Raw genomic sequence first — 25003 nt, 5'->3', positions numbered from 1 at the left:
CGCCGTCAGATCGTCGGGAACTCGTCCATGATGGCAGGCACCCGATCCGGGATCTCGCGGGCCAGGAAGCCGAGCTTTCCCACGGAATGGGCAAGGCGGCGGCCCGCCTCTCCGTGCAGGAACACGCCCCACAGGGCGGCCTGCGCGGGGGCCGCACCGCGTGCCAGAAGGCCGCCGATGATGCCGGCCAGGGTGTCTCCCGATCCGGACGTGCCGAGGCCGACGCTGCCGCCGGTGTAAAGCCAGTCGCCGCCCTGCGCATCGACGATGCGGGTCGTGCTGCCCTTCATCACCACCACCGCACCAAGCGTATCCGCGACCTTCCGGGCCGCAATGACGGGATCGGCCTCGATCTCTTCGCGGGGGATGCCGAGCAGATTGGCCATTTCTCCGGCATGGGGTGTGATGATCGGCGGCATCGGACGTGACCGCATGTCATCGACCATCGCCATCAGACCGCACAGGGCCGCCGCGTCCAATACGAAAGGGAGGCCGGGCGCTGCCCGCAGCAAGCCGGCTGTCAGGGCGTCGGCATCCGCGTCCTCGCGCATTCCGGGGCCGATCACCAGGGCGTCGCAGCGGGTGATCTTCTCGCTCAGAACCTGCATTGCCTCGGGTGCGAAGCCGCCATGGCCGTTTTCCGGCAGTTCCATCACCAGCGCTTCCGGCATGGCCAGGCCGAGCGCGGCGGCGCGGCTTGCGGCGGTCGCGATCTGCAGCTTGCCGGCACCTGACCGCAGCGCACCGAGCCCGGCCAGCAGAGCCGCACCCGGCACATCCCGGCTGCCGCCCACGATAAGGACGCGCCCGCGGTCTTCCTTGCTGCCCTCTTGCGGCTCGGGCAAAGGCAGGGTGCGCAGAAGCTCGGCGTCGAGCGGCTGCGGGCGGCTCATCGCGCGGCCACGTTGGCGTCCGGCTCGGCCGTGACGGGCGCTCCATGCTCGCGCACCGGCGCCACGAAATTGAAGCGCTCAAGCTTCAGGCAGCCGTGACGGCCCTTGTCCGGATCGAAGCGATATTCCGTGATGGAGCAATTGGCCACGTCCTCCGCGCGGTCGATGGCCAGGATCTCTTCCTCGGTCATGTTCTCGATCAGGTAGCGCAGGCACAGCACCACCACTTGATGCGCGACGATCAGCACGCGACAGCCATCATGGTGCAGGCACATCGTATCGACCGCGCTGCGCAAACGCAGGATGACGTCGCACCAGCTCTCGCCGGCCGGCGGGCGATGATAGAATTTGCCGAGCAGGCGACGGAATTCGGCCTGGTCTGGATAGAGTTCCGCAATGCCGGCGCCGGTCAGCCGGTCCAGCACGCCGAATTCCTTTTCGCGCAGCCGCTCGTCGAGCACCAGATTGTCGGTTTCCGGATGGAATCCGCCGGCGTCGCGGATCAGTTCGGCGGTGTGAATCGCGCGGCGGTAGGGCGAGACGAGCACCACTTGCGGCCGCTCGTCCGGAGCCATCTCGGCAAACCAGGCGCCCAATGCGCTGGCCTGCTCCTCACCGCGCGCGCTCAGAGGAACGTCGACGTCGCGGTCCTCGATGTCGATGCGTGAAAGGCCCGAGACCATCGCGGCCTCGCGGGCCACGTTGCCGGCGCTTTCGCCATGCCGGACGATCCAGAGCTGTTGCGGCCAACGCTGCGGCATCACGCTTCTCCCCTGCCTGAACATTATCGGAATGGCCCGGCGCGACGGATTGGCCGCCCGACGCCGGAATAACTCTGCCGAAGGCCGGAAGGTTCAGCCCCTCCGAACGTCTTATTGCGGGCGTGGCGATCCTGCCTGTCCCGGCATAGACTGCTTGCGGTCCCGGCGGGAAACGTTACCTTCCAGGGCAAAGAAGGGAGCCGGCTGAACGGCTTCGGTGCGATAGGAAGAACGCTCATGGCCCGCTCTCGCAGCATCGGAAGGGCGCAGTAATGGCGGTTGTGCCCGACATCGCCACCCGGGTGTGGAACCACACGTTCAAGCTGGACCCCATCGTCCGCAGCCTGCTCGATACCGATTTCTACAAGCTGCTGATGCTCCAGATGATCTGGGGCAAACATCGCGACAAGCAGGTGACGTTCTCGCTCATCAACCGCACGACGCGGGTGCGCATCGCCGACGAGATCGACGAAGCGGAGCTTCGCGCCCAGCTCGATTTCGCGCGCGGCCTTCGCTTCTCGAAGCGCGAGATGATCTGGCTGGCGGGTAACACCTTCTATGGCCGACGCCAGATCTTCAGCCCGGACTTCCTGGCATGGCTGAAGGATTTCCAGCTGCCCGATTACGAATTGCGCCGCGTCGACGGGCAGTTCGAGCTGCATTTCCACGGTCCGTGGAGCCACACAACGATGTGGGAGATCCCGGCGCTCGCGATCATCAACGAATTGCGCTCGCGCGCCGCGCTGCGGGAATTCGGCCGCTTCGAGCTCGACGTGCTGTATGCGCGCGCGAAATCGAAATTGTGGGAGAAGGTCGGGCGCCTGCAGCAATTGCCGAACCTTGTCATCTCCGATTTCGGCACGCGCCGTCGGCACAGCTATCTGTGGCAACGCTGGTGCGTGGAGGCGCTGAAAGAAGGGCTGGGCGGGGCCTTCATCGGTACCAGCAATGTGCAGATCGCAATGGAGGCCGACCTCGAGGCGATCGGCACCAACGCCCATGAGCTGCCCATGGTTACGGCCGCCATGTCGGACACCGACGATGACCTGCGGCAGGCGCCGTATCGCGTGCTGCAGGACTGGCAGCGTTATTACGGCGGCAATCTCCTGATCGTCCTGCCCGACGCCTATGGCACCGAGGCATTCCTGCGCGAGGCGCCGCCCTGGGTGGCCGACTGGCGCGGCTTCCGGCCGGATTCGGCGCCGCCCATTCCGGCGGGCGAGACCATCATGCGCTGGTGGGAAGAGCATGATGTCGACCCGCGCGAGAAGCTCCTGATCTTCTCCGACGGCATGGACATCGATAGCATCGAGGAAACTCACCGGCATTTTGCCGGCCGTGTGCAGATGAGCTTCGGCTGGGGCACCAATCTCACGAACGATTTCCGTGGGCTGTCGAACCGCCCCGACCTCGATCTCGGCCCGATCTCGCTCGTCTGCAAGGTAACGCAGGTCAATGGCCGGCCGGCGGTGAAGCTGTCCGATAATCCGGCCAAGGCCACGGGCGAACCGGCCGACATCGCGCGCTATCGCCACGTGTTCGAAAGCCCCGAGCTGGAAACGCGCGAAGCGCTGGTCTGAGCCGGACGGGGACGCGCGGGGCACCGCAGACGGCCGGCCCTGCGAGGCCGTAATGTCCATCCCGCAAATATACCACCAAAGATGGTTGAGGCTGGAGCCGAGTTGAGATCAACTCGGCTTCCAACTGCGCGACTCGGCATGAGTTGGAAGAGGAAAACACAAGATCAGGGCTGGTGTGCTGGGCGCCGCCGGGGCGAGATCTTCAAGACCGGGCCGATGAAGTTGGAAGAATAAATCCGCCAACGGAAGGAAACGGGCATGTGGCAACAATTATATGACCCCTTCGGCAGCGTGTATCTTTCGGCCGCGATCGCTTCCATTCCCATCGTCGCGCTGCTCGCCCTCATCGCCTCGAACGTGGTGAAGGCGCATGTGGCGGCCTTCATCGCCCTCGTCCTTGCCATTCTCGTTTCCGTCTTCGTTTTCACCATGCCGTTCGGCCTGGCCACCCGCGCCACGCTGCTCGGCATCGCGACCGGTCTGTTCCCCATCGGCTGGATCGTGCTCAACGTCATCTTCATGTACCGGCTGACGGTGGCCACCGGGCGCTTCCAGATCCTCGAACAGACGATCGGCGGCGTGACGGCGGACCGCAGGCTCCAGCTGCTGCTGATCGCCTTCGCGTTCGGCGCCTTCTTCGAAGGTGCGTCCGGCTTCGGCACTCCGGTGGCGGTCACGGGCGCCATCCTCATCGGCCTCGGCTTCTCGCCGCTGGCGGCGTCCGGCCTGTCGCTCATCGCCAACACCGCACCGGTGGCCTATGGCGCTCTGGGCACGCCCATCGCGGCGCTCGGCAGCGTCACCGGCCTCGATCCCTATCTCCTGGGCGCCATGGTGGGGCGGCAATTGCCGTTCTTCTCGCTTCTGGTGCCGTTCTGGCTGATCTGGGCGTTCGCGGGCTTCCGCGGCATGATGGGCGTATGGCCGGCCATTCTGGTGGTGGCGGGCAGCTTCGCGCTCTCGCAATTCCTGATCTCGAACTACATCAACCCCTGGATCGTCGATATCGGCGCCTCGCTGATCTCGATGGCCTGCCTCATCGGCTTCCTGCAGATCTGGCAGCCCAAGAAGCTCTGGCTTTCGCCGGCGCTGCGCTCCAAGGACGAGTCGGCAGCGACCATGCCGCCGCGCAATTCCGAGGAAAAGCCCGCACCAACGCGCGAGCAGGTGTGGGCGGCGCTGATGCCGTGGATCATCGTGTGCGCCATCCTGCTGGTGTGGGGCTCGGGCTGGTTCAAGAACCTCGTGAACCCGATCTTCACCTGGAACTTCCCCGTTCCCGGTCTGCACAACCTCGTGGAAAAGGGCCCGCCCGTCGTCGCCGCGCCGGTGACGGAGAGTGCGGTGTTCGCCTTCACCTACGTGTCCTACACCGGCACGGGCATGCTGCTGGCGGCGCTTATCTTCGGCGTCGTCGTCGGCTTCTCGCCGTGGCGGATGTTGAAGGAATACGGCAAGACCATCGTCCTGCTGCGGGCCTCGCTGCTGACCATCGCGGCCATGCTCGCGATCGGCACGCTGACGCGGTATTCGGGCCTCGACGCAACGCTCGGTCTGGCGTTCGCGAGCGCGGGCTTCCTGTATCCGTTCTTCGGCACGCTGCTCGGCTGGCTGGGCGTCGCGCTGACGGGTTCGGACACGGCGTCGAACGTCCTGTTCGGCGGCCTGCAGAAGATCTCCGCCGAGCAATTGGGCCTGTCGCCCATCCTCATGGCGTCGGCCAATTCGTCCGGCGGCGTCATGGGTAAGATGATCGACGCGCAGTCCATCGTCGTGGCCTCGACGGCGACGGGCTGGTTCGGCCACGAAGGCACGATCCTTCGGTTCGTGTTCTGGCACTCGGTGGTACTGGCCTGCCTTGTCGGCGGCCTCGTCATGCTGCAAGCCTATGTCTATCCGTTCACCGAAATGGTGATCCACTAGACGCCCAAACCGCCCGGCCGCGCTCCCGTGCGGCCAGGCTCACCCAGGGAGGGGATGCGCATGGCGAAGATGTCGGTTGTCCGGATCGTTGCGGCCATCTCTCTCCTGGCCATTCCTCTCGTCCCGGCCGGTGCGGCGTCGCGCCCACCCGTCGGCGGCGAGAACGGGATGGTTGTCACCGCTCAGCATCTCGCCTCCGATGTGGGGGTTGAGGTGTTGAAGCGTGGTGGCAATGCCGTCGATGCGGCGGTTGCCGTGGGCTATGCGCTGGCCGTTGTCTATCCCACTGCCGGCAATATCGGCGGTGGCGGCTTCATGACCGTCCGCTTCAAGGATGGCCGCACCACCTTCCTCGATTTTCGCGAGCGCGCGCCCAAGGCCGCCACCCGCACCATGTATCTCGATGCGCAGGGCAATCCCGTGCCCGGCCTCAGCACCGACGGTTTCCTCGCGGTCGGCGTGCCCGGCACAGTGCGCGGCCTGGAACATGCCCGCGAGGCCTATGGCACCCTGCCAAGGCCGGATCTCCTGGCCCCGGCCATCGCACTGGCGCGGGAGGGCTTCACCCTCAAAGCCGGCGATGTCGCGTCCTTCAAGGAGGGCAATGAGGATCTGGCCAAGGACGAGGCCTCCGCGAAGATTTTCCTGAAGGACGGCTCTCCGCTCGCCGTGGGGGACCGGTTAGTCCAGACCGATCTCGCCGCAACGCTCGCAGCGATCTCCGAGAGCGGAGCGGATGCCTTCTACAAGGGCGCGACCGCGGATGCCATCGTCGCCGCCAGCCAGGCGCGCGGCGGTGTGCTCGCGAAGGCCGATTTCGAGGATTACAAAGTGCGCGAGCTGCGCCCGGTCGAGTGCGGCTATCGCGGCTACACCATCACGTCCTCACCGCCGCCGAGCTCCGGTGGCGTCATCATCTGCGAGATCCTCAACATCCTCGAGGCCTATCCGCTGGCGAGCCTCGGCTTTCACTCGGCCGATGGCGTGCATCTGATGGTGGAGGCGATGCGGCACGCCTTCGTCGATCGCAATTCGGCGCTGGGCGATCCGGCGTTCGTGGAAAACCCGGTCGAGAAGCTGGTTTCCGATGATTACGCCGCGGAAATCCGCGCGAAGATCAGCCGCTACCGAGCTGGCGTATCGGCCAATCTCATGCCGCAGGGCTTCACCGAGAAGCCGGAGACGACGCATTATTCCATCATCGATCGCGAGGGCAATGCGGTCTCCGTCACCTACACGCTGAATGGCTCGTTCGGTGCGCGGGTCATGGCGCCCGGAACAGGCGTGCTGCTCAACAACGAGATGGACGATTTTACGCAAAAGCCCGGCGTGCCGAATCTTTATGGCCTCGTGCAGGGCGAGGCGAACGCCATTGCGCCCGGCAAGACGCCTTTGTCATCCATGAGCCCGACCATCGTCTCGCGCGACGGGCAGCCTGTCATGGTGATCGGCAGCCCGGGCGGGGCGCGCATCATCACCATCACTCTGGGCGTGATCCTCAATGTCATCGAGCATGGCATGGACATCCAGGAAGCCGTGGATGCGCCGCGCATCCATCATCAATGGTTGCCGGATGTGGTGACGATCGAGCCGCGCGCGCTTTCGCCGGACACGATCCGCATCCTCACCGAGATGGGCCACAAGGTTTCCGGCGATGCGGACTGGCCGATCTGGGGCGAAGCAGCCGGCATCCTCGTCGGCGGGCCGAAGCTCGGCGCTGCGGATCTCGCGCGCAAGGAACGCTATTTCGGCGCCATCGACAGCCGCGCCGGCGCTGGAGCGGTCCGAGGCTACTGACCCTCGGGCGTCGCGTCCAAATCTACAGATTCTGCATTGTTGATCTGGGAGCGCAAAGCTTTCCGGGAACGATAATCTTTGCGTGGCACGGAACACGCGGCCGCATGTGGTTGTTCTCAGAATAGTCGCCGGAGGGCGATTTCTCTTAGCGATGGGGACACCAGACCGATGGCTACCACGACCACTTCCGGCACCAATCCCTCGTCCGGAAACACCAATACGAACAATACGCTTGGCAACGCGGCGCAGGACGTCAAATCTGCGGCGCAGAACCTTCAGGCGCAGGGCAAGGATGCCCTGAACGAAGGCGCGCAGAGCCTCAAGGAAACTTCCCGAGCCGTGGCCGGTGATATCCGCGCCGAAGCCTCGACGCTCGCCCAGGGCGCGGCCGACAAGGCCAAGAGCCTCGCCGAGGAACAGAAGAACGCAGGCGCCGAGCGCCTTTCCAGCGTTGCGACGGCAGTCGATCGCGCGGCGGACGATCTGGAAGAGGCGTCTCCCCACACCGCGCGGCTGATCCGTCAGGCGGCTTCGCGAGTCGATCAGTTCTCCGCCGACATCAAGGACCGTTCGGTGGAAGATCTGATCAGCACGGCGCGTGATTTCGCCCGCCGCCAGCCTTTGGCAGTGTTCGGCGGCGCGGTGGTTGCGGGCGTCCTCCTGTCGCGCTTCCTGAAGAGCACGGCTGAGCCCGAGACCCCCGTCTATCGCGGTCAGGGAAACCGCAACACCTCCATCGGCCGCCCGCGCAACGATTGGTCGAACGACGATGATTGGTCGCGCGACGACCGCGCCATCGGTGATCGCGCCGACCCCGTGACCGGTGAGGATCCGCTGTCGCCGGCGCAGCCGCAGCCCGGCAATTTCGGCACGGTGCGAGGAGGTTCGCGCAATGAGTTCTGATCAGGATTTCGAGCGCAACCGGTCCTTGCCGGGCCTCGTTGCCGACCTGTTCGGACAAAGCTCCACGCTGTTCCGCAAGGAAGTGGAGCTGGCCAAGGCGGAATTGTCCGAAAAGGTCACGCAGGGCTTCATCGGCATCGGCATGCTGATAGGTGCGGCGGTGCTGTTCATCTCGGCGCTGAATGTGCTGCTGGCCGCGGCCGTCACCGGGCTGACCGAAGCGGGGCTCGCCCCGTGGCTGGCCTCCATCATCGTCGGCGTGGCGGTCGCCGTCGTTGGCTACATCCTTCTCAATCGTGGCACGGCTGCGCTGCAGACGTCCAACCTCGTGCCGCGAAAGACCGCAGATCAGCTCGCGCAGGATGCTGCGCTTCTCAAGGAGCAGGCTAAATGACGCACGACGCATCCAACAAATCGAGCAGCGACATCGAGCGTGAGGTCGAGAGCACGCGCGCGGGGCTCGAAACCACTTTGGGTGAGCTGCGCGAGCGCGTGCAGCCACGGGCCGTGGTCGACGAGATTTGGGAATTCGCAAGCGGCAGCGGCGGCGGCGAGTTCGCTCGCAATCTTGGCCGCAGCGTGAAGGACAATCCCATCCCCGTCGCCCTCATCGGCGCCGGCATCGCCTGGCTCATCAGCGGCAAGGGCACGCCGTCCCTCGGACGATCGTCCTATTCATCCGTCGATTATGACGAGGACGATTATTATTCGGGCGCTCGCCGCTTCGGATCATCACCGTCCTATTACCGAGACGACACTGTTTCCACACCTTACAGCCGCTCGGATTTCGAGGCTGAGGGTTATGAACGCTTCCAGAACAAGGAGCCCGGACTCATGGACAAGGCCAGAAGCGGACTGAAAGGCGCCGGTGAAAGCCTTTCCAATGCGGCGAAGAGCGCGGCGGACGCGGTGTCCGGTGCGGCATCCTCGGTCAGTGGCGCCGTCAGCGATGCGGCGTCTTCGGTGTCCGACAGCGTCAGCAGCGCCGGCGACCGGGTGTCAGGTTCGACATCGCGGCTGTCGGAGCGGGCCTCCTATTACGGAGATCGCGCCAGCGAGCAGGCGCATCATCTGCGCGATCGGGCATCGCATCTCGGTGATCAGGCATACCGCACGGGCCGTCAGGCCACCCGCCGCGCCGGGGAGATCGCGGATCAGCAGCCGTTGCTGGTCGCTGCTTTCGGCCTCGCCATCGGCGCCATCATCGGCGCCTCCTTCCGGTCGACGCCCACCGAGCGCCGTCTTGTGGGCGAGCAGGCCGATCGTGTGAAGGAGCAGGCCGCGCAGTTGGCCCAGCAGGGCTATGAGCGTGCGGCGGAAGCCGTCAGCAATACCTATCAGGAAGTGAAGGGTGAGGCGCAAGCCCAGGGCTTCACGACCTCCGACGCCAAGGACGCCGCTGGCTCGCTCGGCGATCGCGTGCGCGCCGTCTATGAAAAGGGCAAGGAGACCCTGACCGAGGAGGTCAAGTCCACCGCGTCCGAGGCCGAAAAGAAGGCAGACGATGCGTCGGGCAAGCTGGCCAGCGACATCAACAAGCCGCAGGATTCCTCGCCGAAACCCTACACCAGCATCTGACGATCTCGTTTGATCGTCAAAACCCCGTCCGTTCCGCGGACGGGGTTTTTTATGCTCTGAACTCCAGGTTCAGGCTCAACGATATTGGATCAGGGCCTTCCGTCGCAGATCGGAGACGAACTTTTCGGATTCGCCCTTGCTCTGCTCGCCCGCCAGCTCGTTCTGGATCTCCTGACGCAACGCCGTGTCGTCGGGCGCATCCTTCTTCTCGCAGACGACGACGAATTCGAGACCCGAGCTTCCGGGCGTTACCGGCATGGTCTTGCCGGGCGACAGCTTCGCCATCTCGTCGCGCAGATTGCCCGGCAGCTGGGCGCTCATGCGGATCACACGCGGCTTGGCGGCCACGTCGCGGATTTGGCGGGCGGACGCCACGGCCTGGTCGCAGCTGGAGACCTGCTTGCGGAAGGCCTCGGCCTGGTTGCGACGCTGCGCGGTATAGGCCTGGCTGGATCCCTGCGGCACGACGAACACGATCTGCTGCAGGACGTAGCGGAACGATTGAGCCTGACCGCTCTGTTTGCGCTCCATCATCTGCGCGGCGATGTCCTTTTCGGACACGCCGGATTTGGCCTTGATGAGCGCCGGGATCAGCTTGCGCTGGATCAACTGGGTGCGGATGTTTTCCTTAAAGGTGCGGGAGCTGGCTCCGGCCTGTGACAGGGCCTGGCCGAGCTGCGCCGAAGACAGCTTCATATTGCCGGCGATGGCGTTGAAGCGCTCGTCCACGTCACCGTCGGAAATGGTGAGGCCGCGCCTCTTGGCCTCCTGCTGGATGAGCTGCTCGTCGATCAGCGTCTCGAGGGCTTCCTTGGCGGACACGTTCTTGCGCTGGGTGATCTTGACGAAGGCCTGCCGCTCGCTGATCTCGGTCGTGGTGATCGGCGTCTGGTTGACCAGCGCCTTGATGCGCGTCTGCGCATGAGCCTCGTGCCCGCCCGGCAATGCCACAAGAGCAGCGGCGGCAAAGCCGGCAAGAAGTAGAGTGCGGGCGCGCATGCGGAACGTGGCCATCGTCGACATCGTCTCTTTCAGCAAAGGGAGATCACGCGATCTCCCTACCTAAAGGCCATGCAACATTGCCGAGAATTTGGCAAATGCAGACAATCGGCCTTTTCTTTTCATCTCAGCGCTTGTCGTCGATCCGGTAAAGCTCGTGACAAGAGCTGCAATTGGCGGCAACGACCTTGAACGCCGCCTTGAAGCTGTCTTCGTCGCCGGTCTGCCCGGTTGCGGCCTCGGCGTCGGTGGAGAATTTGACCAGGCGGGTTTCGAAATCGGCCTTGTTCTGCCAGATCGCAGGTGACGACTTCACGCCCGGCGATCCTTCGGCGGTGCGGGAATCGTCGGGAAAAAGACCGGCGAACATCTTGGCCCGGCTGGACATGGTCCGAAACGCCTCGCTTGCCGCAGCTCCGTCGAACTCGGCCTGTCCGCGGTTCATGCGATTGACCTGTCCGAAGGCACGGCCAACCTCCTTCATCGTGGCTTCGCGCTCGGCGCCGAGATCGCGGCTTTGAGCCATGGCGAAACTGGCGGTGACGATGAGACCACAGGCGAGCAGGGCAGTGCGCATGCATTCCTCACGAATGACGGATGGGCGCACAGCCTAGCTTGGAAGGTTTCAAAGGAAAACCGCTGTTTCACTCACGTTCGCGTGCCGGTCACGGGTTGAACCGGATCGGCACGCCAAGGTTCATCCGACCCGCCATTCCGGCGGGAATGGGCGGGATGCTTGCCGAGGTCACGGCGTCGCGCGCTGCGGCATCCAGCGCTGGATTGCCGGATGACCCGGTGACCCGCACCCCCGTCACCTGGCCGGACGCCAGGATCGTGAAGCTGACATGCACCGTGCCACCGCCGCTTGCACCGGACGGGCGGCGCTTGCGGCGCTCGATGGCCGCGCGCACCCGTCCCGTGTAGCGGTTGATCTCGTTCGGCGTGGCGCGCGCGCCGCTGCCGGCCACCTCGCTGCGCTGCCGCGTTGATGCGGCGGCGGCCGAGGCGGCGGAGGCTTGCGACGGTTTGGGCTTCGGCCGCTCCGCGCGTTTCACCGGTTTCGGCTTTTCCGGCTTCTTGGGCTTGGGCTTCTCCACCACCGGCTTCTTGATCACCGGCTTCGGTGGCGGGGGCGGCGGCATCGCGACCACGGCCTCTTCCGCGGGCGGCGGAGGCGGGGTTTCCACGATCTCCTCAGGCGGAGGCTCGGGGAGGGGCTCCGGAGGGGGCTCCTGTTCCACCACCTCGGGCGGCGGCTCCTGAATTTCCTCGACCGGCTCCGGCGGCGGCGGCTCCGGAGGCGGTTCGACCACTTCTTCCACGGGTTCGGGAGGCGTTTCCTCGACCCGCTCTGGCGGCGTTTCCTCGATGGGCTCCTCGACCGGCTCGGGTTCCGGTTCGTCGGGCTGTTCCATCGCGGCGATGGATTCGGTTTCGCCGGCGGTTGCGCTCTCGGTCTCGGCCATTGCGGGAGCAAGGTCGATCGTGATCGTCATCTCGCCCGGCGGCTCGATCGGATCCGGCGGTCGCGAATAGGCGATGGCGAAGGCGGTCCCGGCATGGAGCAACGCCGCGACCGTGAAGGCCGTCAGAAGGCGGCGGCGGTCACGCTTGCGCAGACGCTCCTCAAGGGCGTGCGGGTCTTCGATCTGGAAACCAGCCGGTTCAACCATGGCGATCGTCGCGTCCTAGGGCGTGGCCGGCTGGGGTGCGGCGGGCGCGGGCGCCGGTGCGGAAGGCGCGGCCAGTGCCGGCTCTGCCGGAGCGGCGGGTGCCATCGGAGCCGGGGCGCTCGATCCATCGACGGGCGCGATTGCGGGAGCCGTCGGTGCGCCGCCGGCCGCCATTTCAGCGATCAGCGAAACTTTCTGAAAACCGGCCATCGAGACCTGGCCCATCACTTCCATGATGCGCCCGTAGGGGATGTCGCGATCGCCGCGCACCAGAACCACGCGCTGGTTGTCCTCTGCGGAGAGAACGGCAAGCCTGGCGACGATCGTATCCTCGGTCAGCTCTTCCTCGCCTAGGAACACCTTGCCCTCCTTGTCGATGGAGACGACCGTGGGTTCCTTCGGCTCGGTGGATTTCGCGGCCGCCGTCTTGGGCAATTGCACCGGCACGCCCACCGTCATCAGCGGCGCGGCAACCATGAAAATGATGAGCAGGACGAGCATGACGTCGACCAGCGGCGTCACGTTGATGTCGGAGACGGGCGTGAAGCCGCCGTCCTCGGATTCCCAATTGCCGCCGTGGCCGCCGACCTGAGCGCCCATTATTCCGCTGCCTCGGCGCGGGTCAGCGTGCGGTCGCGGGCGAGCCGGTTGCCGAGCTCGGAGATCACCGCGCTGGTGCGGTAGGCGATGCGGCCGAGATCGACGGAGAATTTATTGTAGGCCATCACGGCGGGAATCGCGGCGACGAGGCCGATCGCGGTGGCGAACAGGGCCTCGGCGATGCCTGGCGCCACCACGGCCAGACTGGTGTCCTGGCTCTGCGCGATGGCGGAGAACGAGTTCATGATGCCCCACACCGTGCCGAACAGGCCGATGAACGGGCCGGCGGAGCCGATGGTGGCCAGGAAGGGCAGCCCCACTTCGACGCGGCGCAGGCGCGCCGTCATCGCGCCCTTCATGGCGCGCTCGATACGGTCGCGGCGCTCGGCGCGGGATTCGGTCGAGTCATAATCGTGCCAGGCGGTCATGCCGGCGGAGAGCACGCTGTTGGGCAGGTCGCCCTTCACGTTCGCGAGATCGCCGGTACGTCCGGCCGTCTCGAAGGTACGCAGATGGCGCTTGATGGCCGAGAACCGAACGAGTTTCTCGATGATGATGGTCCAGCAGATCACCGATGCCAGGGCCAGCATCACCATCACCGATTTCACGATGATATCGGCCTGGAGGAAGAGGCCGAGGAAAGAAAGATCGTGCGCCTCGTTCATGGCGAACCTGTCTGCATAGAAAAGGAAAAACGGCCGAGCCGAGCCGGAGCCACCGCCAGGCTGTGTGGGTCTTTCCTTTCCTCGTACGCCAGCGATGTCAACCTTATTCTGCAAGTCTAAAATTAGAAGAACTAAAAAGTAGAAAGATTCTGAATGTGTGTACGGCCCAGGTCCGAGTGTTCGTCCGATGATGATCTCCGACTTTGGGCTGATTATTGAAAGTGTGCTGAAGCTCTCGATGTCTATATCTTTGCAGTACAGGGGAGCGTTGCAGTATTTCCAGCTGGCTGGATATGTGGTCCGGTGCGGTTGGAGAGTGGCGGGACTTTCAACGAGACTCTTCGGCGATTTTGCGCTACCTGCATGCCCACTGAAGGAACGGCGCGGTGCTCGCGCGGGGCCGCCGTTCGCGGAGGGTGTCAAGGAATTGATGGCTGTTGAAGAGAAGCCTGTATCGCGTCGGCGTTTCAGCTTCAGGCGGGCCGCGCTTCCGGCTCTCATTCTCGTTGCGGGAATGTTGTGCACCGTTCTGGCCAGTGCCCAGCTCATGCGGCAGGTCGAGCAGGTGGAGAGCGCCCGCTTCAACAATCTCGTGCAGGATCAGGCCACGGCCATCGTGGACCGCATCGACACCTATGTGGCGTTGTTGCGTGGAGCTGCGGGATTGTTCGCGGCCAGCGGCGATGTCACGGAGGAGGAGTTCCGCGCCTATTTCAGCCGCCTGAACGCTGTCGAACTCTATCCGGGCGTCCAGGGCATCGGCTACGCCACGATCGTCGCGCCGACCGAGGTCGAGAGCTTCGTCGCGCAGCGGCAAGGCGCGCGGCCGGGATTTGCCCTCAGCCCCGCCACGCCGCGGGATTTCTACACCAGCATCGTCTTCCTGGAGCCGCAGGACATCCGCAACGAACGTGCGATCGGTTTCGACATGTTCACGGAGCCGCGCCGCCGTTCCGCCATGGAGCGCGCCCGCGATACGGGCGTCCGGGCCGCCACCGGCAAGGTCGTGCTGGTGCAGGAGGAAGAGGGGCGCACCTATCCCGGGTTCCTTCTGTACGTGCCGGTCTACGAGACCTCCGACGACAACTTTCCGCAAACGGTCGAAGCGCGCCGCGCCGCCCTCAAGGGCTGGGTCTACAGCCCGTTCCGCACCGGAGACCTGTTCACCAAGGCGTTCGGGCTGCGCAATCGCACGGGTGAACTGCAATATGCGATTTATGACGGCAGCGACGCCGATGAGGCCGATCTGCTGTTCCGCTCCGGCGCGAATGCTCCCGGTCGTTACACCGCGCGCCATATCCTCGATGTGGCCGGCCAGACCTGGGTGATGCGGGCCAGCAGCACGCCCTCCTTCATGGAGGATTCGAACCGGGCGCTGATCCCCTATGTCATCGGCGGCGGATTGCTGACGACGCTCTTCCTGTTCGCGGCCTCGCTGGCCCAGTCCCGTGCGACGGCGCAGGCGCAGATCGCCCGCGAGGAACTCAGCGCTGCCAATAGCGGGCTGGAACATCGCGTCGAGGAGCGCACCGCCCAGCTGGAAAGTGCCCGCCACGCGCTGGAAACCCTCAACCGCAATCTGGAGACGCGCGTGTCGATCCGCACCGCCGATCTGCAGGAAGCCAATGAGGAGATGCAGCGCTTCACCTACATCGTCAGCCACGATCTTCGTTCGCCGCTCGTCAACGTCATGGGCTTCACGAGTGAGCTGGACGTTGCCCGCGAAAGCCTGGCGAAATTCTATCACGATGCGGTGAAGCGGGAGCCGGGCAACGCCGACGAGACCGCGCGCCTCGCCATCGAGGAGGATCTTCCGGAGGCGATCGACTTCATCCGCTCGTCCACCGCGAAGATGGACCGGCTCATCAACGCCATTCTCAAGCTCTCGCGCGAAGGCCGCCGGATCCTGGCGCCCGAGCCGATCGATCTCACGGCCTTGATGGAGACGATCGCCAAGAGCCTCGCTCAGCAGATCGACACCGCAGGTGCGGAGATCGAGATCGAGCCGTTGCCCGAGATCGTCTCGGATCGTGTCGCTCTGGAACAGATCTTCAGCAATCTGGTCGAGAACGCCGTGAAGTATCTTGCTCCCGGCCGTCCCGGACAGGTAAAGGTGCGAGGTTGGAGCGAGGGAACGACCATCGCCATCGATGTCGAGGATAATGGCCGGGGCATCGATGTGAAGGACCACAGCCGCGTCTTCGATCTGTTCCGCCGCGCCGGTGCGCAGGACCGTCCGGGCGAGGGCATCGGCCTTGCCCATGTCCGCGCGCTGGTCCGTCGTCTTGGCGGAACGATTACTTTGAGCTCCGAGGAGGGGCAGGGCTCGACATTCCGGGTCCGCCTGCCGAAGACGTTGACCCGAACGGAAGGACATTCGTGATGCCGCAGCAGAACCCCGTCACGATCATCATGATCGAGGACGACGAAGGGCATGCGCGCCTGATCGAGCGCAACATCCGTCGTGCCGGCGTCAACAACGAGGTCAAGCACTTCGTCAGCGGCACCGATGCGCTCGGCTTCCTGCTGTCGCCGGATGCGCGTGGTCCCGGACCGTTCCTCGTTCTGCTCGACCTCAACCTGCCCGACATGAGCGGCACGGACATCCTGGCCAAGATCAAGGCCGACGAGCATCTGCGCAAGGCGCCGGTCGTGGTGCTGACGACCACCGACGACAAGGTCGAGATCCAGCGCTGCTACGATCTCGGCTGTAACGTCTACATCACCAAGCCTGTCGACTACGAAACCTTCGCGCAGGCCATCCGCCAGCTGGGGCTTTTCCTGTCGGTCATCCAGGTGCCCGAAGCTATATGAGCCAAGAGGCTGCCGCCGCGATTTCCGAAGCCCGTGGCATTCGCGTTCTTTACGTGGATGATGATCCGGGACTGCGGCGGCTGGTCGAGCGGGCTCTGACCCGGCATGGCTTCGACGTGGCCTTCGCCTCGAACGGCGACGAGGGCCTCGAGCGCCTCAAGGTCGAGCAGTTCGACGCGGTTACCCTCGATCATTTCATGCCGGGCAAGGACGGCCTGGCCACTCTCTACGACATTCAGTCCCTCCCGGATGCGCCGCCCGTGATCTACGTCACCGGCGCCGACGAGAGCCGTATCGCGGTGGCGGCGCTGAAGGCCGGCGCCACCGATTACGTCATCAAGGATGTCGAGGGCGTTTTCCTGGAGCTGCTGCGAAGCGCCATCTTGCAGGCGGTGCAGCAGCGCAATCTCGAACGCGCCAAGGAAGAGGCGGAGCGCCAGGTGCGCGAAGCCCGCGACCGGGCGGAGCTTCTGCTGCGCGAGGTCAATCACCGCGTCGCCAATTCGCTGCAGCTGGTCAATTCGCTCGTCACCATGCAATCGGCCATGGTCAGCGATCCGGCCGCGCGTGCAGCGCTCCACGAGACGCAGGGCCGTATCGCCGCCATCGGCCAGATCCACCGCCGCCTCTACACCTCCGACGATGTGCGCTTCGTCGAGATCGACACCTATCTGCAGGGCCTCGTCGAGGAGCTGGAATCGGCGCTGAGCGGAGAGGGGCGTCCCCATCCGATCGAGCTCGAGGCCGAGCCGGTGCGTCTGACCACCGACAAGGCGGTGTCGCTCGGAATGCTCGTCACCGAGCTCGTGACCAATGCCTACAAATACGCCTATCCCGAAGGCACAGAGGGCAATATCCGCATCCGTCTCAGGCAGGGTGTCGATGAGCAGATCAATCTGACCATCGAGGACGACGGCATCGGCTGGACGGGGCAGGGCACGCCGCGCGGCGGTGGTCTGGGCTCGAAGATCATCAACGCCATGGCGCGGATCATCGGCACCCCCATCGAGTTCGACCCCGCGCACAAGGGCACCCGAATCATCCTTCGCTTCTCACCCGTGTGAGCCTTGGCGTATCTCGTCCAGATCCTTCTTCCGCTCTACGATCGCGACGGTGGCGCCATTCCGGCTTCCCGTTTCGACCGTGTTAAAGACGAATTGACGGCGCGCTTCGGTGGCCTCACTGCTTTCACTCGCGCGCCGGCCGAGGGGCGCTGGAAGAACGAGGCCGATTCCGTTGCCCATGATGACATCGTCGTGTTCGAAGTCGTGGTGCCCGAGCTTGACCGCGCCTGGTGGCGGAATTACCGCCTAGGACTCGAACGGGATTTTCAGCAGGACGAGATCGCGATGCGGACCCACGAGGTGGAGCCGCTCTGAGTTCGGCCGCGATCCCGCCGGATTAGGGCGCTAGCGGCTTCGGCCTCGCAATGAAGTGGTGGACGATATGAAGCGGCGGATTCTGGCGGGCATCGGGCTGGCGGCTTTTCTGGCGCTAGGCGCCAATCCTGCACTGGCGCAAGGTGGAGCCGCCTGTCAGGGCGGCAAAAGCTTCGAGGCGTGGCTGTCCGACTTCCGGCGGGACGCGGCAGCGCAGGGCATCTCCCAGCGCGCCATCTCCTCCGCGCTCGACGGATTGGCCTACGACCAGGCGACCATCAACCGCGATCGCGGCGGGCAGGCCGTTTTCACCCAAGGCTTCGTGCAGTTCGCCGCCCGGATGGCCAACGCCAACCGCATTCAGAACGGCCGCGCCAAGATCAAGGCCAATGCCTCGACCTTCCAGCGCATCGAGCGCGAATTCGGCGTGCCTGCTGGTGTGCTGACGGCCTTTTGGGGCCTCGAAACGGATTTCGGCAGCTTCCTCGGAAAAGGTGAGACGATCCGCTCCGTCGCCACGCTGGCCTATGATTGCAAGCGCTCCGACCTGTTCCGCACCCAGCTTCTGGCTCTGCTGAAGATCGTGGAGCGGGGCGATCTGACGCCCGCCGAGATGCGCGGCCCCTGGGCCGGCGAACTCGGCCAGTTCCAGTTCCTGCCGGTGCATTACATCGATTTCGGCCTTGATTACGACGGTGACGGCCACGTCAATCTCATCAAGTCCGATGCCGACGCTCTCGCCTCGGCCGCCAATTATATCCGCCATCTTGGCTGGAAGGCCGACGAGCCCTGGCTTGTCGAGGTGAAGATCTCGGTGGATGTGCCCCTCGACCAGGCCGATCTCACCGTCGAGCACACGCCTGAACAATGGACGAATTGGGGCGTACGTCGTGCAGACGGCAAGCCGATCTCGGGGCCGGCGTCCTCACTCCACCTTCCGCAGGGCCGCCATGGGCCGGCCTTCCTGGCCTACCCCAACTTCAAGAACGTCTATCTGACCTGGAACCATTCGCTGATCTATTCGACCACGGCCGCCTACCTCGCCACCCGGTTCGAAGGGGCTGCGGCGATGTCGACCGGTGACGGCACGCCCGATCTCGACGCCGATGGCGTGCGCGAATTGCAGACGCTCCTGCAGAAGCGCGGCCACGATGTCGGCAAGATCGACGGCATCGTCGGCGCTGGCACACGTGCGGCCATCAAGAAGGAGCAGCTTCGGCTGAGCCAGCCGGCCGATTCCTATCCCAGCGCGGAATTGCTCGCGGCCCTGCGCGCCGGCCGCTAGGCCGGTTCGTCCGGGGGGTAGGCGTGAACGCCGCCGCGAAAATCGCTGACGGTGCCGTTGCCGACATAATCCGGGCCGATGGGCGATTTGCCGTGGCCGCCGGGGATGTCCAGGACGTAAGTGGGCAGGCACAGGCCTGACACATGGCCGCGCAGTGCCCGCATGATGGCCTGTCCCTCGGCGATCGACAGGCGGAAGCGGGCGGTGCCCGGCGCCAGATCCGGATGATGCAGGTAATAGGGCCGTACGCGGCTCTCCACGAAGGCGCGCATCAGCGCGGCCAACACCTCCGGGTCATCGTTCACGCCGCGCATCAGCACGGTCTGGCTCAGCAGCGGAAGGCCGGCGTCCGCCAGCCGGGCACACGCGGCCCGGGCCAAGGGCTGCATCTCGCGAGGATGATTGGCGTGCACGCCGACATAGAGTGTCTTCGAGGTTGAGGCCAGCGCCGCGACCATGTTCGCATCGAGCGCCTCGGGATCGACCACCGGGACACGGGTGTGGATGCGCACGATTTTCACATGCGAGATGGCGTCGAGGCCCGCGAGAATGGCCGCAAGCCGGCGCGGTGACAGCATCAGCGGGTCGCCGCCCGTCAGGATGACCTCCCAGATCTCCTCATGCGCGGCGATGTAGGCGAGGGCCTGCGCCAGGGATTCCGCCGAGAGCGTGCCCATTCCCTCAGGACCGACCATTTCGCGGCGGAAGCAGAACCGGCAATAGACCGGGCAGACATGCACCGGCTTCAGCAGCACCCGGTCCGGATAGCGGTGCACCAGGCCCTCGACCGGCGAGAAGGCGAGGTCGCCGATGGGATCGGCACGCTCTTCAGGCGTGGTGACGAGTTCCTCCAGCGAGGGCACGTATTGCCGGGCAATGGGGTCATCGGGATCGTTCGGATCGATCAGCGCCGCCAGTGCGGGTGGGATGGCGATGGCGTAGTGCGCGGCGACCGAGGACAGCGCGTCGCGCTGCGCCCTGTCGATCAGTCCGGCCTCGGCCAGATCGTCCGGCGTCCGCAGGGTTTTCGCGACATCACCCATCGTCTGGTCTAGCGCCGTTCCGAAGGGGTCATCGGCGTCCACAGGACCTGCTCGATGTGTTCCGCGCCGGTCGCCAGCATCACCAGCCGGTCGAAACCGAGCGCGCAGCCCGAGGCCTGGGGCATGTGCGCCAGCGCCGCCAGAAAATCCTCGTCCAGCGGGTAGGTTTCGCCGTAGACGCGCTGCTTCTCCGCCATCTCCGCCTCGAAACGCGCGCGCTGTATGCTGGGGTCCGTCAGCTCGCCGAAGCCGTTGGCCAGTTCCACGCCGCAGGCATAAAACTCGAACCGCTCCGCCACGCGGCCATCATGTGCGGCCGGCCGCGCCAAAGCCGCCTCCGCCACGGGATATTCGCACAGGATGGTGGGCCGTCCGATACCGAGATAGGGTTCGATCTTCGCCACCAGAACGCGGCTGAAGATGTCGGCCCAGACGTCGTCCTCGGCCACGCGAATGCCGGCCGCACGCGTTTGCGCCGCCAGCGCCTCGCGATCGGTCTCATGCGCGGAGACACTCGCGAGAAGATCGATCCCGGCAAACCGCTCGAACGCCTCGGCAAGCGTCAGCCGCTCCGGCTCGGCGAAGGGATCACAGACGCGGCCGCGAAAGTTCATCTGGCGGCACTCCGCAGTCTCGGCGGCACTCCGCAGGAAATTCACGCAATCGCTGAACAGGATCTCGTAAGGCGCTCCGGTGCGATACCATTCCAGCATGGTGAATTCCGGATGGTGTAGGGCACTCCGCTCGCCATTGCGGAACACGCGGGCGAAATCGAAGATTTTGTGCTCCCCGGCCGCGAGCAGTTTCTTCATCGCGAATTCGGGGGAGGTGTGCAGGTAAAACCGCTCGCGCCCACCGCCGATCTCCACGAAATCCGCGGCGAAGGCGTGCAGATGTGCCTCGTTGCCGGGAGAGATTTGCAGGATGCCGGCCTCTACCTCAACGAACCCCTCCGCTTCCAACACGGAGCGGATCGCCGTCTTCACACGTCCGCGCGCGTTCAGACGGGCGCGCCGCCGGGCATGATGTTCGGGGTGCCAGAAGGGCACGGCTTGGGTCATTGGGTCTTTCTCGGAGCCGCGAAGTGTGCGAGAGGGGCGGCAACGGAAGTTGCGCGGCCCGACGGCCCATCAGAAGGATAGAACGTGAAGGTTATCGCCAGCTCGCTCCGCAAAGGCAATGTCGTCGAGGTCGACGGCCGTCTCTACGTCATTCTCACGGCGGAGAACATCCATCCCGGCAAGGGCACGCCGGTGACCCAGCTCGACATGCGCCGCATCTCGGACGGCGTGAAGGTGTCGGAGCGCTACCGCACGACCGAGCAGGTCGAGCGCGCCTTCGTCGAGGACCAGGACCACACCTTCCTGTACTCGGACGGCGAGGGCTTCCACTTCATGAATCCCGAGAGCTACGAACAGATCGCCGTGCCGGCGGACGTCGTGGGCGATTACGCACCCTACCTTCAGGAAGGCATGAAGGTGCAGCTCGCGATCTATAACGGCCTCGCTCTGAGCCTCGAACTGCCGCAGCGCATGACGCTCGAAGTGGTCGAAACCGAGCCGGCCATGAAGGGCCAGACGGCATCCTCCTCCTACAAGCCGGCTGTTCTGTCCAACGGCGTGCGCACCAACGTTCCGCCGCACATCTCGGTGGGCACCCGCATCGTGATCCTCACCGAGGATGCGAGCTACGTGGAACGCGCCAAGGATTGAGACTTTCGCATCCGATGCGCGGAGATGGCCGGGTTCTCGCCCGGCCTTTTTCGTTCGCGGCTACGAAAACGCGAATTTTGTGGCGAACACGCCTGCCACGATGACCGCGATGATGATGGCGAAGGCCCAGCCGGACTTCTCCTCCATAAACGTCTTGGCCCTCGGCCCGCCCCATTTCAGCAGGGCGCAGGTGAGGAAAAAGCGCACGCCGCGCGCCAGAACGCTCATGATCACGAAGGTGAGGAAATCGAGCCGGGTCAGCCCCGAGGCGATGGTGATGATCTTGTAGGGCAACGGCGTGATGCCGCCGCCCAGCAGCACCATGAGCCAGCCGACATCGTTGTATTTCTCGGCGATCGTCTCGAACTCGTCGGCCAGACCATAAAAATCGAGGATCGCCTGGCCAACCGTCTCGAACAGGAAATAGCCGATCGCATAGCCCGCAATACCGCCCAGCACCGAGGTGATGGTGCAGATCAGCGCATAGCGCCAGGTGCGTTCCGGCCGGGCCAGCACCATGGGAATGAGCATCACATCGGGCGGAACGGGAAAAAACGAACTCTCCGCGAAGGTCACGGCCGCCAGGGCAGGTTCAGCATGCCGATGGCTGGCGAGGGCCATGGTGCGGGCGTAAAGGCTGCGGAACATCGTGACCCTGATTATCTCGGCATGCTGGTTGTAAGGCGCAATGTGGCGGTGGCTTGTCAACAGGTCATTCTACTTGAAGAACAAAAAGCGAACTCTATAATCTGCGCATGGACATCAAGCGCAAACTGGAAATCCTGGCCGACGCCGCGAAATACGACGCATCCTGCGCGTCGAGCGGCACGGACAAGCGCAATTCCAAAGGGAAAGCGGGCATCGGCTCCACCGAGGGCGCGGGTATCTGCCATTCCTATGCGCCGGACGGCCGCTGCATATCCTTGTTGAAGATCCTGATGACGAACGCCTGCGCGTTCGACTGCCTGTATTGCGTGAACCGGGCCTCATCCAATGTGCCGCGCGCGCGTTTCACCGTTGACGAGATCGTCACGCTAACGCTTGATTTTTACAAACGTAATTACATCGAGGGTTTGTTCCTCTCCTCGGGCATCATCCGCTCTCCGGATTACACGATGGAGCAGATCGTGGAGGTGGCGCGGCGGCTGCGTGAGGAGCATGGCTTCCGCGGCTACATCCATCTCAAGACCATTCCCGATGCCGACGAACTCCTGCTCGCCAAGGCCGGGCGCTATGCCGACCGCCTCTCGATCAACATCGAGCTGCCGACGGAAGCAGGTGTCGAGAAATTCGCGCCGGAAAAGAACGTGCGTGCCATTCGCCGCTCCATGGGTCGCATGCGGCTTCGGATCGACGAGGCGAAAGCCGAAAGGAAGGCGCCGCGTTTTGCGCCGGCCGGTCAGTCCACGCAGATGATCATCGGCGCGGACGCCACGACCGACAGCGAGATCCTCGCCACCAGCGCCAATCTTTATGGCTCGTTCGGGCTTCGCCGCGTCTATTTCTCGGCGTTCAGCCCCATTCCCGATGCGTCCTCGCTTCTGCCGCCGCAAGCTCCGCCCCTGGTGCGTGAGCATCGGCTGTATCAGGGCGACTGGCTGATGCGCTTCTACGGTTTCGAGACCTCGGAGATCTTTGCCGGAACCGACGGCATGCTCGACCTCGGCATCGACCCGAAAATGGCGTGGGCGCTGCGCAATCGTGATCGCTTTCCGCTCGATGTGAACCGGGCCAGCCGCGAGGAATTGCTGCGCGTTCCCGGTTTCGGCGTGAAGAGCGTCGACCGTATCCTTCGCGCGCGCCGCGTTCGCGCCATCCGCGCGGATGATCTGACCCGCCTGCATGTGCCGCTGAAAAGCGCGTTGCCCTTCATCGTCCTGCCGGATCATCGCCCGACGAAATTGCTCGACCGGCAGGATTTGCGCCGGCTCGTGAAACCCGAACCCGTGCAATATTCGTTGTTCGGGAATGCCGCATAACTTCATCCTCGCCGGTCCGACCGATTTCGAAGGCTGGCGCGGTGCAGCCCGCCGCTTCGTTCTGGCCGATGTGCCCCCGGAAGAGGTGATCTGGTCCCTTCCAAATACGCCGGATCTTTTCGGTGGAGATGCGGACCCCCCTGAAGCTCGCGCCGCTGTTCTCAACGTGCCGCGCCGTTTCGTGGAGCTTGCGAAGAGCGGCCTGCTGCACAGCGATCCCGAAAGATTCGCGCTGTTCTACCGCTTGCTGTTCCGCCTGAAGCGGGAGCCGCAACTTCTTGATGTGTCGGTCGATCCGGATGTGGCACGTGCCCATCTGCTGGCAAAGAATGTGGGCCGCGACATCCACAAGATGCATGCCTTCGTCCGTTTCCGCGAAGTCGCCAGTGAGGAAGGAGCGCGCTTCGTCGCCTGGTTCGAGCCCGAGCACCACACGATCGAAGCCGGTGCACCGTTCTTCGCGCGGCGCTTTTCCAACATGCATTGGTCGATCCTGAGCCCGGAGGTCAGCGCCCATTTCGACGGCGAACTCACGTTCGGGCCGGGCGCGGGCCGTCACGATGCGCCGGACGATGATGCGCTGGAGGAGATGTGGCGCGGCTATTACGCGGCGATCTTCAATCCCGCGCGTTTGAAGGTCACGGCGATGAAATCGGAGATGCCGCGCAAATATTGGAAGAACCTGCCGGAGGCGTCACTCATCGCACCGCTTATCGCGGACGCCCGCAAACGGACGGATCACATGGTGAGCCATGGGAAAACCGAGCCTAAGCCCAACCGCCAGCGCGAGATAGTTCCCGTGGCGATCGTGCGCTCTGGCAGCAATGATCCGCTCGATGCTGTGAGGGAAGCCGCCCGTCATTGCAGGAATTGCCCGCTGTGGGAGCCCGCCACCCAGACCGTGTTCGGGGAGGGCCCGCCCGACGCACCTCTCCTGTTCCTCGGAGAGCAGCCCGGCGACAAGGAGGATCTGGCCGGACGGCCTTTCGTCGGCCCTGCCGGGCAATTGTTCGACCGGGCCATGGCGGAGGCGGAGGTCGATCGCGCCAAAGCCTATGTCACAAACGCGGTGAAGCATTTCAAATTCACGCCGCGCGGCAAGATCCGATTGCACCAGAAACCGGGCACGCCCGAAATCCGCGCCTGCAAGCCTTGGCTGGAGAAGGAACTCGCCATCGTGCGGCCGGGCCTCGTCATCGCGATGGGTGCGACGGCGGTGCAATCCCTGTTCGGCAAGGCCATGCCCATCGGCGCCAATCGCGGCCGTATCCTGGAGGCGCCAGGCGGGCAGGCGGCTCTCATTACCGTGCACCCGTCCTTCCTGCTGCGCGTGCCCGATGCTGCGCGGAAGGCCGAGAAATACGCCCATTTCGTCGAGGATCTGCGGCTGACGAAGCCTTACGCAGATGCGGCCTGAGC

General features: G+C 64.7%; 23 protein-coding genes and 1 pseudogene. 14 read left to right on the top strand and 10 right to left on the bottom strand.

Annotated elements, in window-relative coordinates; all coding sequences use genetic code 11:
- Positions 1 to 5: 5 nt before the first annotated feature.
- Both ACQ6S1_RS04840 and ACQ6S1_RS04835 read right to left on the bottom strand, forming a co-directional pair.
- Positions 6 to 893, bottom strand: coding sequence for an NAD(P)H-hydrate dehydratase (locus tag ACQ6S1_RS04840; protein ID WP_445040006.1), 888 nt, complete (start codon positions 891 to 893; stop codon positions 6 to 8).
- A complete protein-coding gene (locus ACQ6S1_RS04835) occupies positions 890 to 1654 on the bottom strand; it encodes a histidine phosphatase family protein (protein WP_445040005.1) in 765 nt (254 codons plus the stop codon). The genes ACQ6S1_RS04840 and ACQ6S1_RS04835 overlap by 4 nt, the downstream gene beginning before the upstream one ends.
- 272 nt (positions 1655 to 1926) lie before the next feature.
- Between ACQ6S1_RS04835 and pncB the strand changes: the two genes are divergently transcribed.
- From pncB to ACQ6S1_RS04805, 6 genes are all read left to right on the top strand, one after another.
- Positions 1927 to 3234: a nicotinate phosphoribosyltransferase gene (gene pncB, locus ACQ6S1_RS04830; RefSeq protein WP_445040004.1), complete on the top strand. Its 1308-nt coding sequence runs from the start codon at positions 1927 to 1929 to the stop codon at positions 3232 to 3234.
- A 258-nt stretch (positions 3235 to 3492) separates the two neighbouring features.
- Entirely contained in the window at positions 3493 to 5157 is a 1665-nt protein-coding gene (locus tag ACQ6S1_RS04825; protein ID WP_445040003.1) for an L-lactate permease, read from the top strand.
- A gap of 69 nt (positions 5158 to 5226) precedes the next feature.
- Positions 5227 to 6954, top strand: a complete 1728-nt coding sequence (gene ggt, locus ACQ6S1_RS04820) for a gamma-glutamyltransferase (RefSeq protein ID WP_445040267.1) — start codon at positions 5227 to 5229, stop codon at positions 6952 to 6954.
- Positions 6955 to 7122: 168 nt separating this feature from the next.
- Positions 7123 to 7857: a hypothetical protein gene (locus ACQ6S1_RS04815; protein WP_445040002.1), complete on the top strand. Its 735-nt coding sequence runs from the start codon at positions 7123 to 7125 to the stop codon at positions 7855 to 7857.
- Positions 7847 to 8251: a phage holin family protein gene (locus tag ACQ6S1_RS04810; RefSeq protein WP_445040001.1), complete on the top strand. Its 405-nt coding sequence runs from the start codon at positions 7847 to 7849 to the stop codon at positions 8249 to 8251. Before ACQ6S1_RS04815 ends, ACQ6S1_RS04810 begins: the two co-directional genes overlap by 11 nt.
- A complete protein-coding gene (locus ACQ6S1_RS04805; RefSeq protein WP_445040000.1) occupies positions 8248 to 9435 on the top strand; it encodes a DUF3618 domain-containing protein in 1188 nt (395 codons plus the stop codon). The genes ACQ6S1_RS04810 and ACQ6S1_RS04805 overlap by 4 nt, the downstream gene beginning before the upstream one ends.
- Positions 9436 to 9510: 75 nt before the next feature.
- Here the strand turns inward: ACQ6S1_RS04805 and ACQ6S1_RS04800 are convergent, their stop codons facing one another.
- The 5 genes and pseudogenes from ACQ6S1_RS04800 to ACQ6S1_RS04780 all read right to left on the bottom strand — a co-directional run bounded on the left by ACQ6S1_RS04800 (position 9511) and on the right by ACQ6S1_RS04780 (position 13372).
- Positions 9511 to 10458: a SurA N-terminal domain-containing protein gene (locus ACQ6S1_RS04800; protein WP_445039999.1), complete on the bottom strand. Its 948-nt coding sequence runs from the start codon at positions 10456 to 10458 to the stop codon at positions 9511 to 9513.
- Positions 10459 to 10561: 103 nt separating this feature from the next.
- Positions 10562 to 11011 carry a c-type cytochrome gene (locus tag ACQ6S1_RS04795; RefSeq protein ID WP_445039998.1) on the bottom strand — a complete coding sequence of 150 codons (450 nt, stop codon included), beginning with the start codon at positions 11009 to 11011 and terminating at the stop codon, positions 10562 to 10564.
- 88 nt (positions 11012 to 11099) lie between these two features.
- Positions 11100 to 12107: an energy transducer TonB family protein gene (locus ACQ6S1_RS04790; protein ID WP_445039997.1), complete on the bottom strand. Its 1008-nt coding sequence runs from the start codon at positions 12105 to 12107 to the stop codon at positions 11100 to 11102.
- Between the two features lie 141 nt (positions 12108 to 12248).
- A pseudogene (gene tolR, locus ACQ6S1_RS04785) lies at positions 12249 to 12707 on the bottom strand (protein TolR); the annotation flags it as partial.
- The gene (locus ACQ6S1_RS04780; protein WP_445039996.1) at positions 12707 to 13372 is read right to left on the bottom strand and encodes a MotA/TolQ/ExbB proton channel family protein; all 666 of its coding nucleotides are present in this window, start codon (positions 13370 to 13372) and stop codon (positions 12707 to 12709) included. The pseudogene tolR and the gene ACQ6S1_RS04780, both read right to left, overlap by 1 nt.
- A 430-nt stretch (positions 13373 to 13802) precedes the next feature.
- Between ACQ6S1_RS04780 and ACQ6S1_RS04775 the strand changes: the two genes are divergently transcribed.
- The 5 genes from ACQ6S1_RS04775 to ACQ6S1_RS04755 all read left to right on the top strand — a co-directional run bounded on the left by ACQ6S1_RS04775 (position 13803) and on the right by ACQ6S1_RS04755 (position 18850).
- Complete coding sequence (locus ACQ6S1_RS04775; RefSeq protein ID WP_445039995.1) at positions 13803 to 15755, top strand: CHASE domain-containing protein; 1953 nt, start codon at positions 13803 to 13805, stop codon at positions 15753 to 15755.
- Positions 15755 to 16186, top strand: a complete 432-nt coding sequence (locus tag ACQ6S1_RS04770) for a response regulator (protein WP_445039994.1) — start codon at positions 15755 to 15757, stop codon at positions 16184 to 16186. The genes ACQ6S1_RS04775 and ACQ6S1_RS04770 overlap by 1 nt, the downstream gene beginning before the upstream one ends.
- Complete coding sequence (locus tag ACQ6S1_RS04765; RefSeq protein WP_445039993.1) at positions 16183 to 17250, top strand: sensor histidine kinase; 1068 nt, start codon at positions 16183 to 16185, stop codon at positions 17248 to 17250. Before ACQ6S1_RS04770 ends, ACQ6S1_RS04765 begins: the two co-directional genes overlap by 4 nt.
- 3 nt (positions 17251 to 17253) lie before the next feature.
- Positions 17254 to 17565, top strand: coding sequence for a hypothetical protein (locus ACQ6S1_RS04760; protein WP_445039992.1), 312 nt, complete (start codon positions 17254 to 17256; stop codon positions 17563 to 17565).
- Between the two features lie 67 nt (positions 17566 to 17632).
- Positions 17633 to 18850: a lytic murein transglycosylase gene (locus ACQ6S1_RS04755; RefSeq protein WP_445039991.1), complete on the top strand. Its 1218-nt coding sequence runs from the start codon at positions 17633 to 17635 to the stop codon at positions 18848 to 18850.
- Here the strand turns inward: ACQ6S1_RS04755 and ACQ6S1_RS04750 are convergent.
- Both ACQ6S1_RS04750 and epmA read right to left on the bottom strand, forming a co-directional pair.
- Positions 18847 to 19893: a lysine-2,3-aminomutase-like protein gene (locus ACQ6S1_RS04750; protein WP_445040266.1), complete on the bottom strand. Its 1047-nt coding sequence runs from the start codon at positions 19891 to 19893 to the stop codon at positions 18847 to 18849. The genes ACQ6S1_RS04755 and ACQ6S1_RS04750 overlap by 4 nt on opposite strands.
- Positions 19894 to 19901: 8 nt before the next feature.
- Positions 19902 to 20954: an EF-P lysine aminoacylase EpmA gene (gene epmA, locus ACQ6S1_RS04745; RefSeq protein ID WP_445039990.1), complete on the bottom strand. Its 1053-nt coding sequence runs from the start codon at positions 20952 to 20954 to the stop codon at positions 19902 to 19904.
- An 84-nt stretch (positions 20955 to 21038) separates the two neighbouring features.
- Here epmA and efp point away from each other — a divergent pair, with 84 nt between their 5' ends.
- On the top strand, positions 21039 to 21605 hold the full coding sequence (efp, locus tag ACQ6S1_RS04740) for an elongation factor P (RefSeq protein WP_445039989.1): 567 nt from the start codon (positions 21039 to 21041) through the stop codon (positions 21603 to 21605).
- Between the two features lie 60 nt (positions 21606 to 21665).
- On the opposite strand, the gene ACQ6S1_RS04735 is transcribed toward efp, so the two are convergent.
- Positions 21666 to 22253, bottom strand: a complete 588-nt coding sequence (locus ACQ6S1_RS04735; protein WP_445039988.1) for a YqaA family protein — start codon at positions 22251 to 22253, stop codon at positions 21666 to 21668.
- A 107-nt stretch (positions 22254 to 22360) separates the two neighbouring features.
- Between ACQ6S1_RS04735 and ACQ6S1_RS04730 the strand changes: the two genes are divergently transcribed.
- Positions 22361 to 23584, top strand: a complete 1224-nt coding sequence (locus ACQ6S1_RS04730) for a putative DNA modification/repair radical SAM protein (protein ID WP_445039987.1) — start codon at positions 22361 to 22363, stop codon at positions 23582 to 23584.
- A complete protein-coding gene (locus ACQ6S1_RS04725) occupies positions 23574 to 25001 on the top strand; it encodes a UdgX family uracil-DNA binding protein (RefSeq protein WP_445039986.1) in 1428 nt (475 codons plus the stop codon). The genes ACQ6S1_RS04730 and ACQ6S1_RS04725 overlap by 11 nt, the downstream gene beginning before the upstream one ends.
- Positions 25002 to 25003: the final 2 nt, after the last annotated feature.

The sequence above is a fragment of the Terrihabitans aquatilis genome (assembly GCF_052542005.1).
This window is presented reverse-complemented; position numbering and strand designations above follow the sequence as displayed.

Excerpts from the sequence above, each read along its gene's own strand:
- ACQ6S1_RS04835 (WP_445040005.1), bottom strand. The coding sequence starts at position 1,654 with ATGCCGCAGCGTTGGCCGCAACAGCTCTGGATCGTCCGGCATGGCGAA.
- ACQ6S1_RS04755 (WP_445039991.1), top strand. The coding sequence starts at position 17,633 with ATGAAGCGGCGGATTCTGGCGGGCATCGGGCTGGCGGCTTTTCTGGCG.
- ACQ6S1_RS04805 (WP_445040000.1), top strand. The coding sequence starts at position 8,248 with ATGACGCACGACGCATCCAACAAATCGAGCAGCGACATCGAGCGTGAG.
- ACQ6S1_RS04780 (WP_445039996.1), bottom strand. The coding sequence starts at position 13,372 with ATGAACGAGGCGCACGATCTTTCTTTCCTCGGCCTCTTCCTCCAGGCC.
- ACQ6S1_RS04775 (WP_445039995.1), top strand. The coding sequence starts at position 13,803 with ATGGCTGTTGAAGAGAAGCCTGTATCGCGTCGGCGTTTCAGCTTCAGG.
- epmA (WP_445039990.1), bottom strand. The coding sequence starts at position 20,954 with ATGACCCAAGCCGTGCCCTTCTGGCACCCCGAACATCATGCCCGGCGG.
- ACQ6S1_RS04790 (WP_445039997.1), bottom strand. The coding sequence starts at position 12,107 with ATGGTTGAACCGGCTGGTTTCCAGATCGAAGACCCGCACGCCCTTGAG.
- pncB (WP_445040004.1), top strand. The coding sequence starts at position 1,927 with ATGGCGGTTGTGCCCGACATCGCCACCCGGGTGTGGAACCACACGTTC.
- ACQ6S1_RS04730 (WP_445039987.1), top strand. The coding sequence starts at position 22,361 with ATGGACATCAAGCGCAAACTGGAAATCCTGGCCGACGCCGCGAAATAC.
- ACQ6S1_RS04840 (WP_445040006.1), bottom strand. The coding sequence starts at position 893 with ATGAGCCGCCCGCAGCCGCTCGACGCCGAGCTTCTGCGCACCCTGCCT.
- ACQ6S1_RS04815 (WP_445040002.1), top strand. The coding sequence starts at position 7,123 with ATGGCTACCACGACCACTTCCGGCACCAATCCCTCGTCCGGAAACACC.
- ACQ6S1_RS04770 (WP_445039994.1), top strand. The coding sequence starts at position 15,755 with ATGCCGCAGCAGAACCCCGTCACGATCATCATGATCGAGGACGACGAA.
- ACQ6S1_RS04795 (WP_445039998.1), bottom strand. The coding sequence starts at position 11,011 with ATGCGCACTGCCCTGCTCGCCTGTGGTCTCATCGTCACCGCCAGTTTC.
- ACQ6S1_RS04750 (WP_445040266.1), bottom strand. The coding sequence starts at position 19,893 with ATGGGTGATGTCGCGAAAACCCTGCGGACGCCGGACGATCTGGCCGAG.
- ACQ6S1_RS04810 (WP_445040001.1), top strand. The coding sequence starts at position 7,847 with ATGAGTTCTGATCAGGATTTCGAGCGCAACCGGTCCTTGCCGGGCCTC.
- ggt (WP_445040267.1), top strand. The coding sequence starts at position 5,227 with ATGTCGGTTGTCCGGATCGTTGCGGCCATCTCTCTCCTGGCCATTCCT.
- ACQ6S1_RS04825 (WP_445040003.1), top strand. The coding sequence starts at position 3,493 with ATGTGGCAACAATTATATGACCCCTTCGGCAGCGTGTATCTTTCGGCC.
- ACQ6S1_RS04735 (WP_445039988.1), bottom strand. The coding sequence starts at position 22,253 with ATGTTCCGCAGCCTTTACGCCCGCACCATGGCCCTCGCCAGCCATCGG.
- ACQ6S1_RS04725 (WP_445039986.1), top strand. The coding sequence starts at position 23,574 with ATGCCGCATAACTTCATCCTCGCCGGTCCGACCGATTTCGAAGGCTGG.
- ACQ6S1_RS04765 (WP_445039993.1), top strand. The coding sequence starts at position 16,183 with ATGAGCCAAGAGGCTGCCGCCGCGATTTCCGAAGCCCGTGGCATTCGC.
- ACQ6S1_RS04800 (WP_445039999.1), bottom strand. The coding sequence starts at position 10,458 with ATGTCGACGATGGCCACGTTCCGCATGCGCGCCCGCACTCTACTTCTT.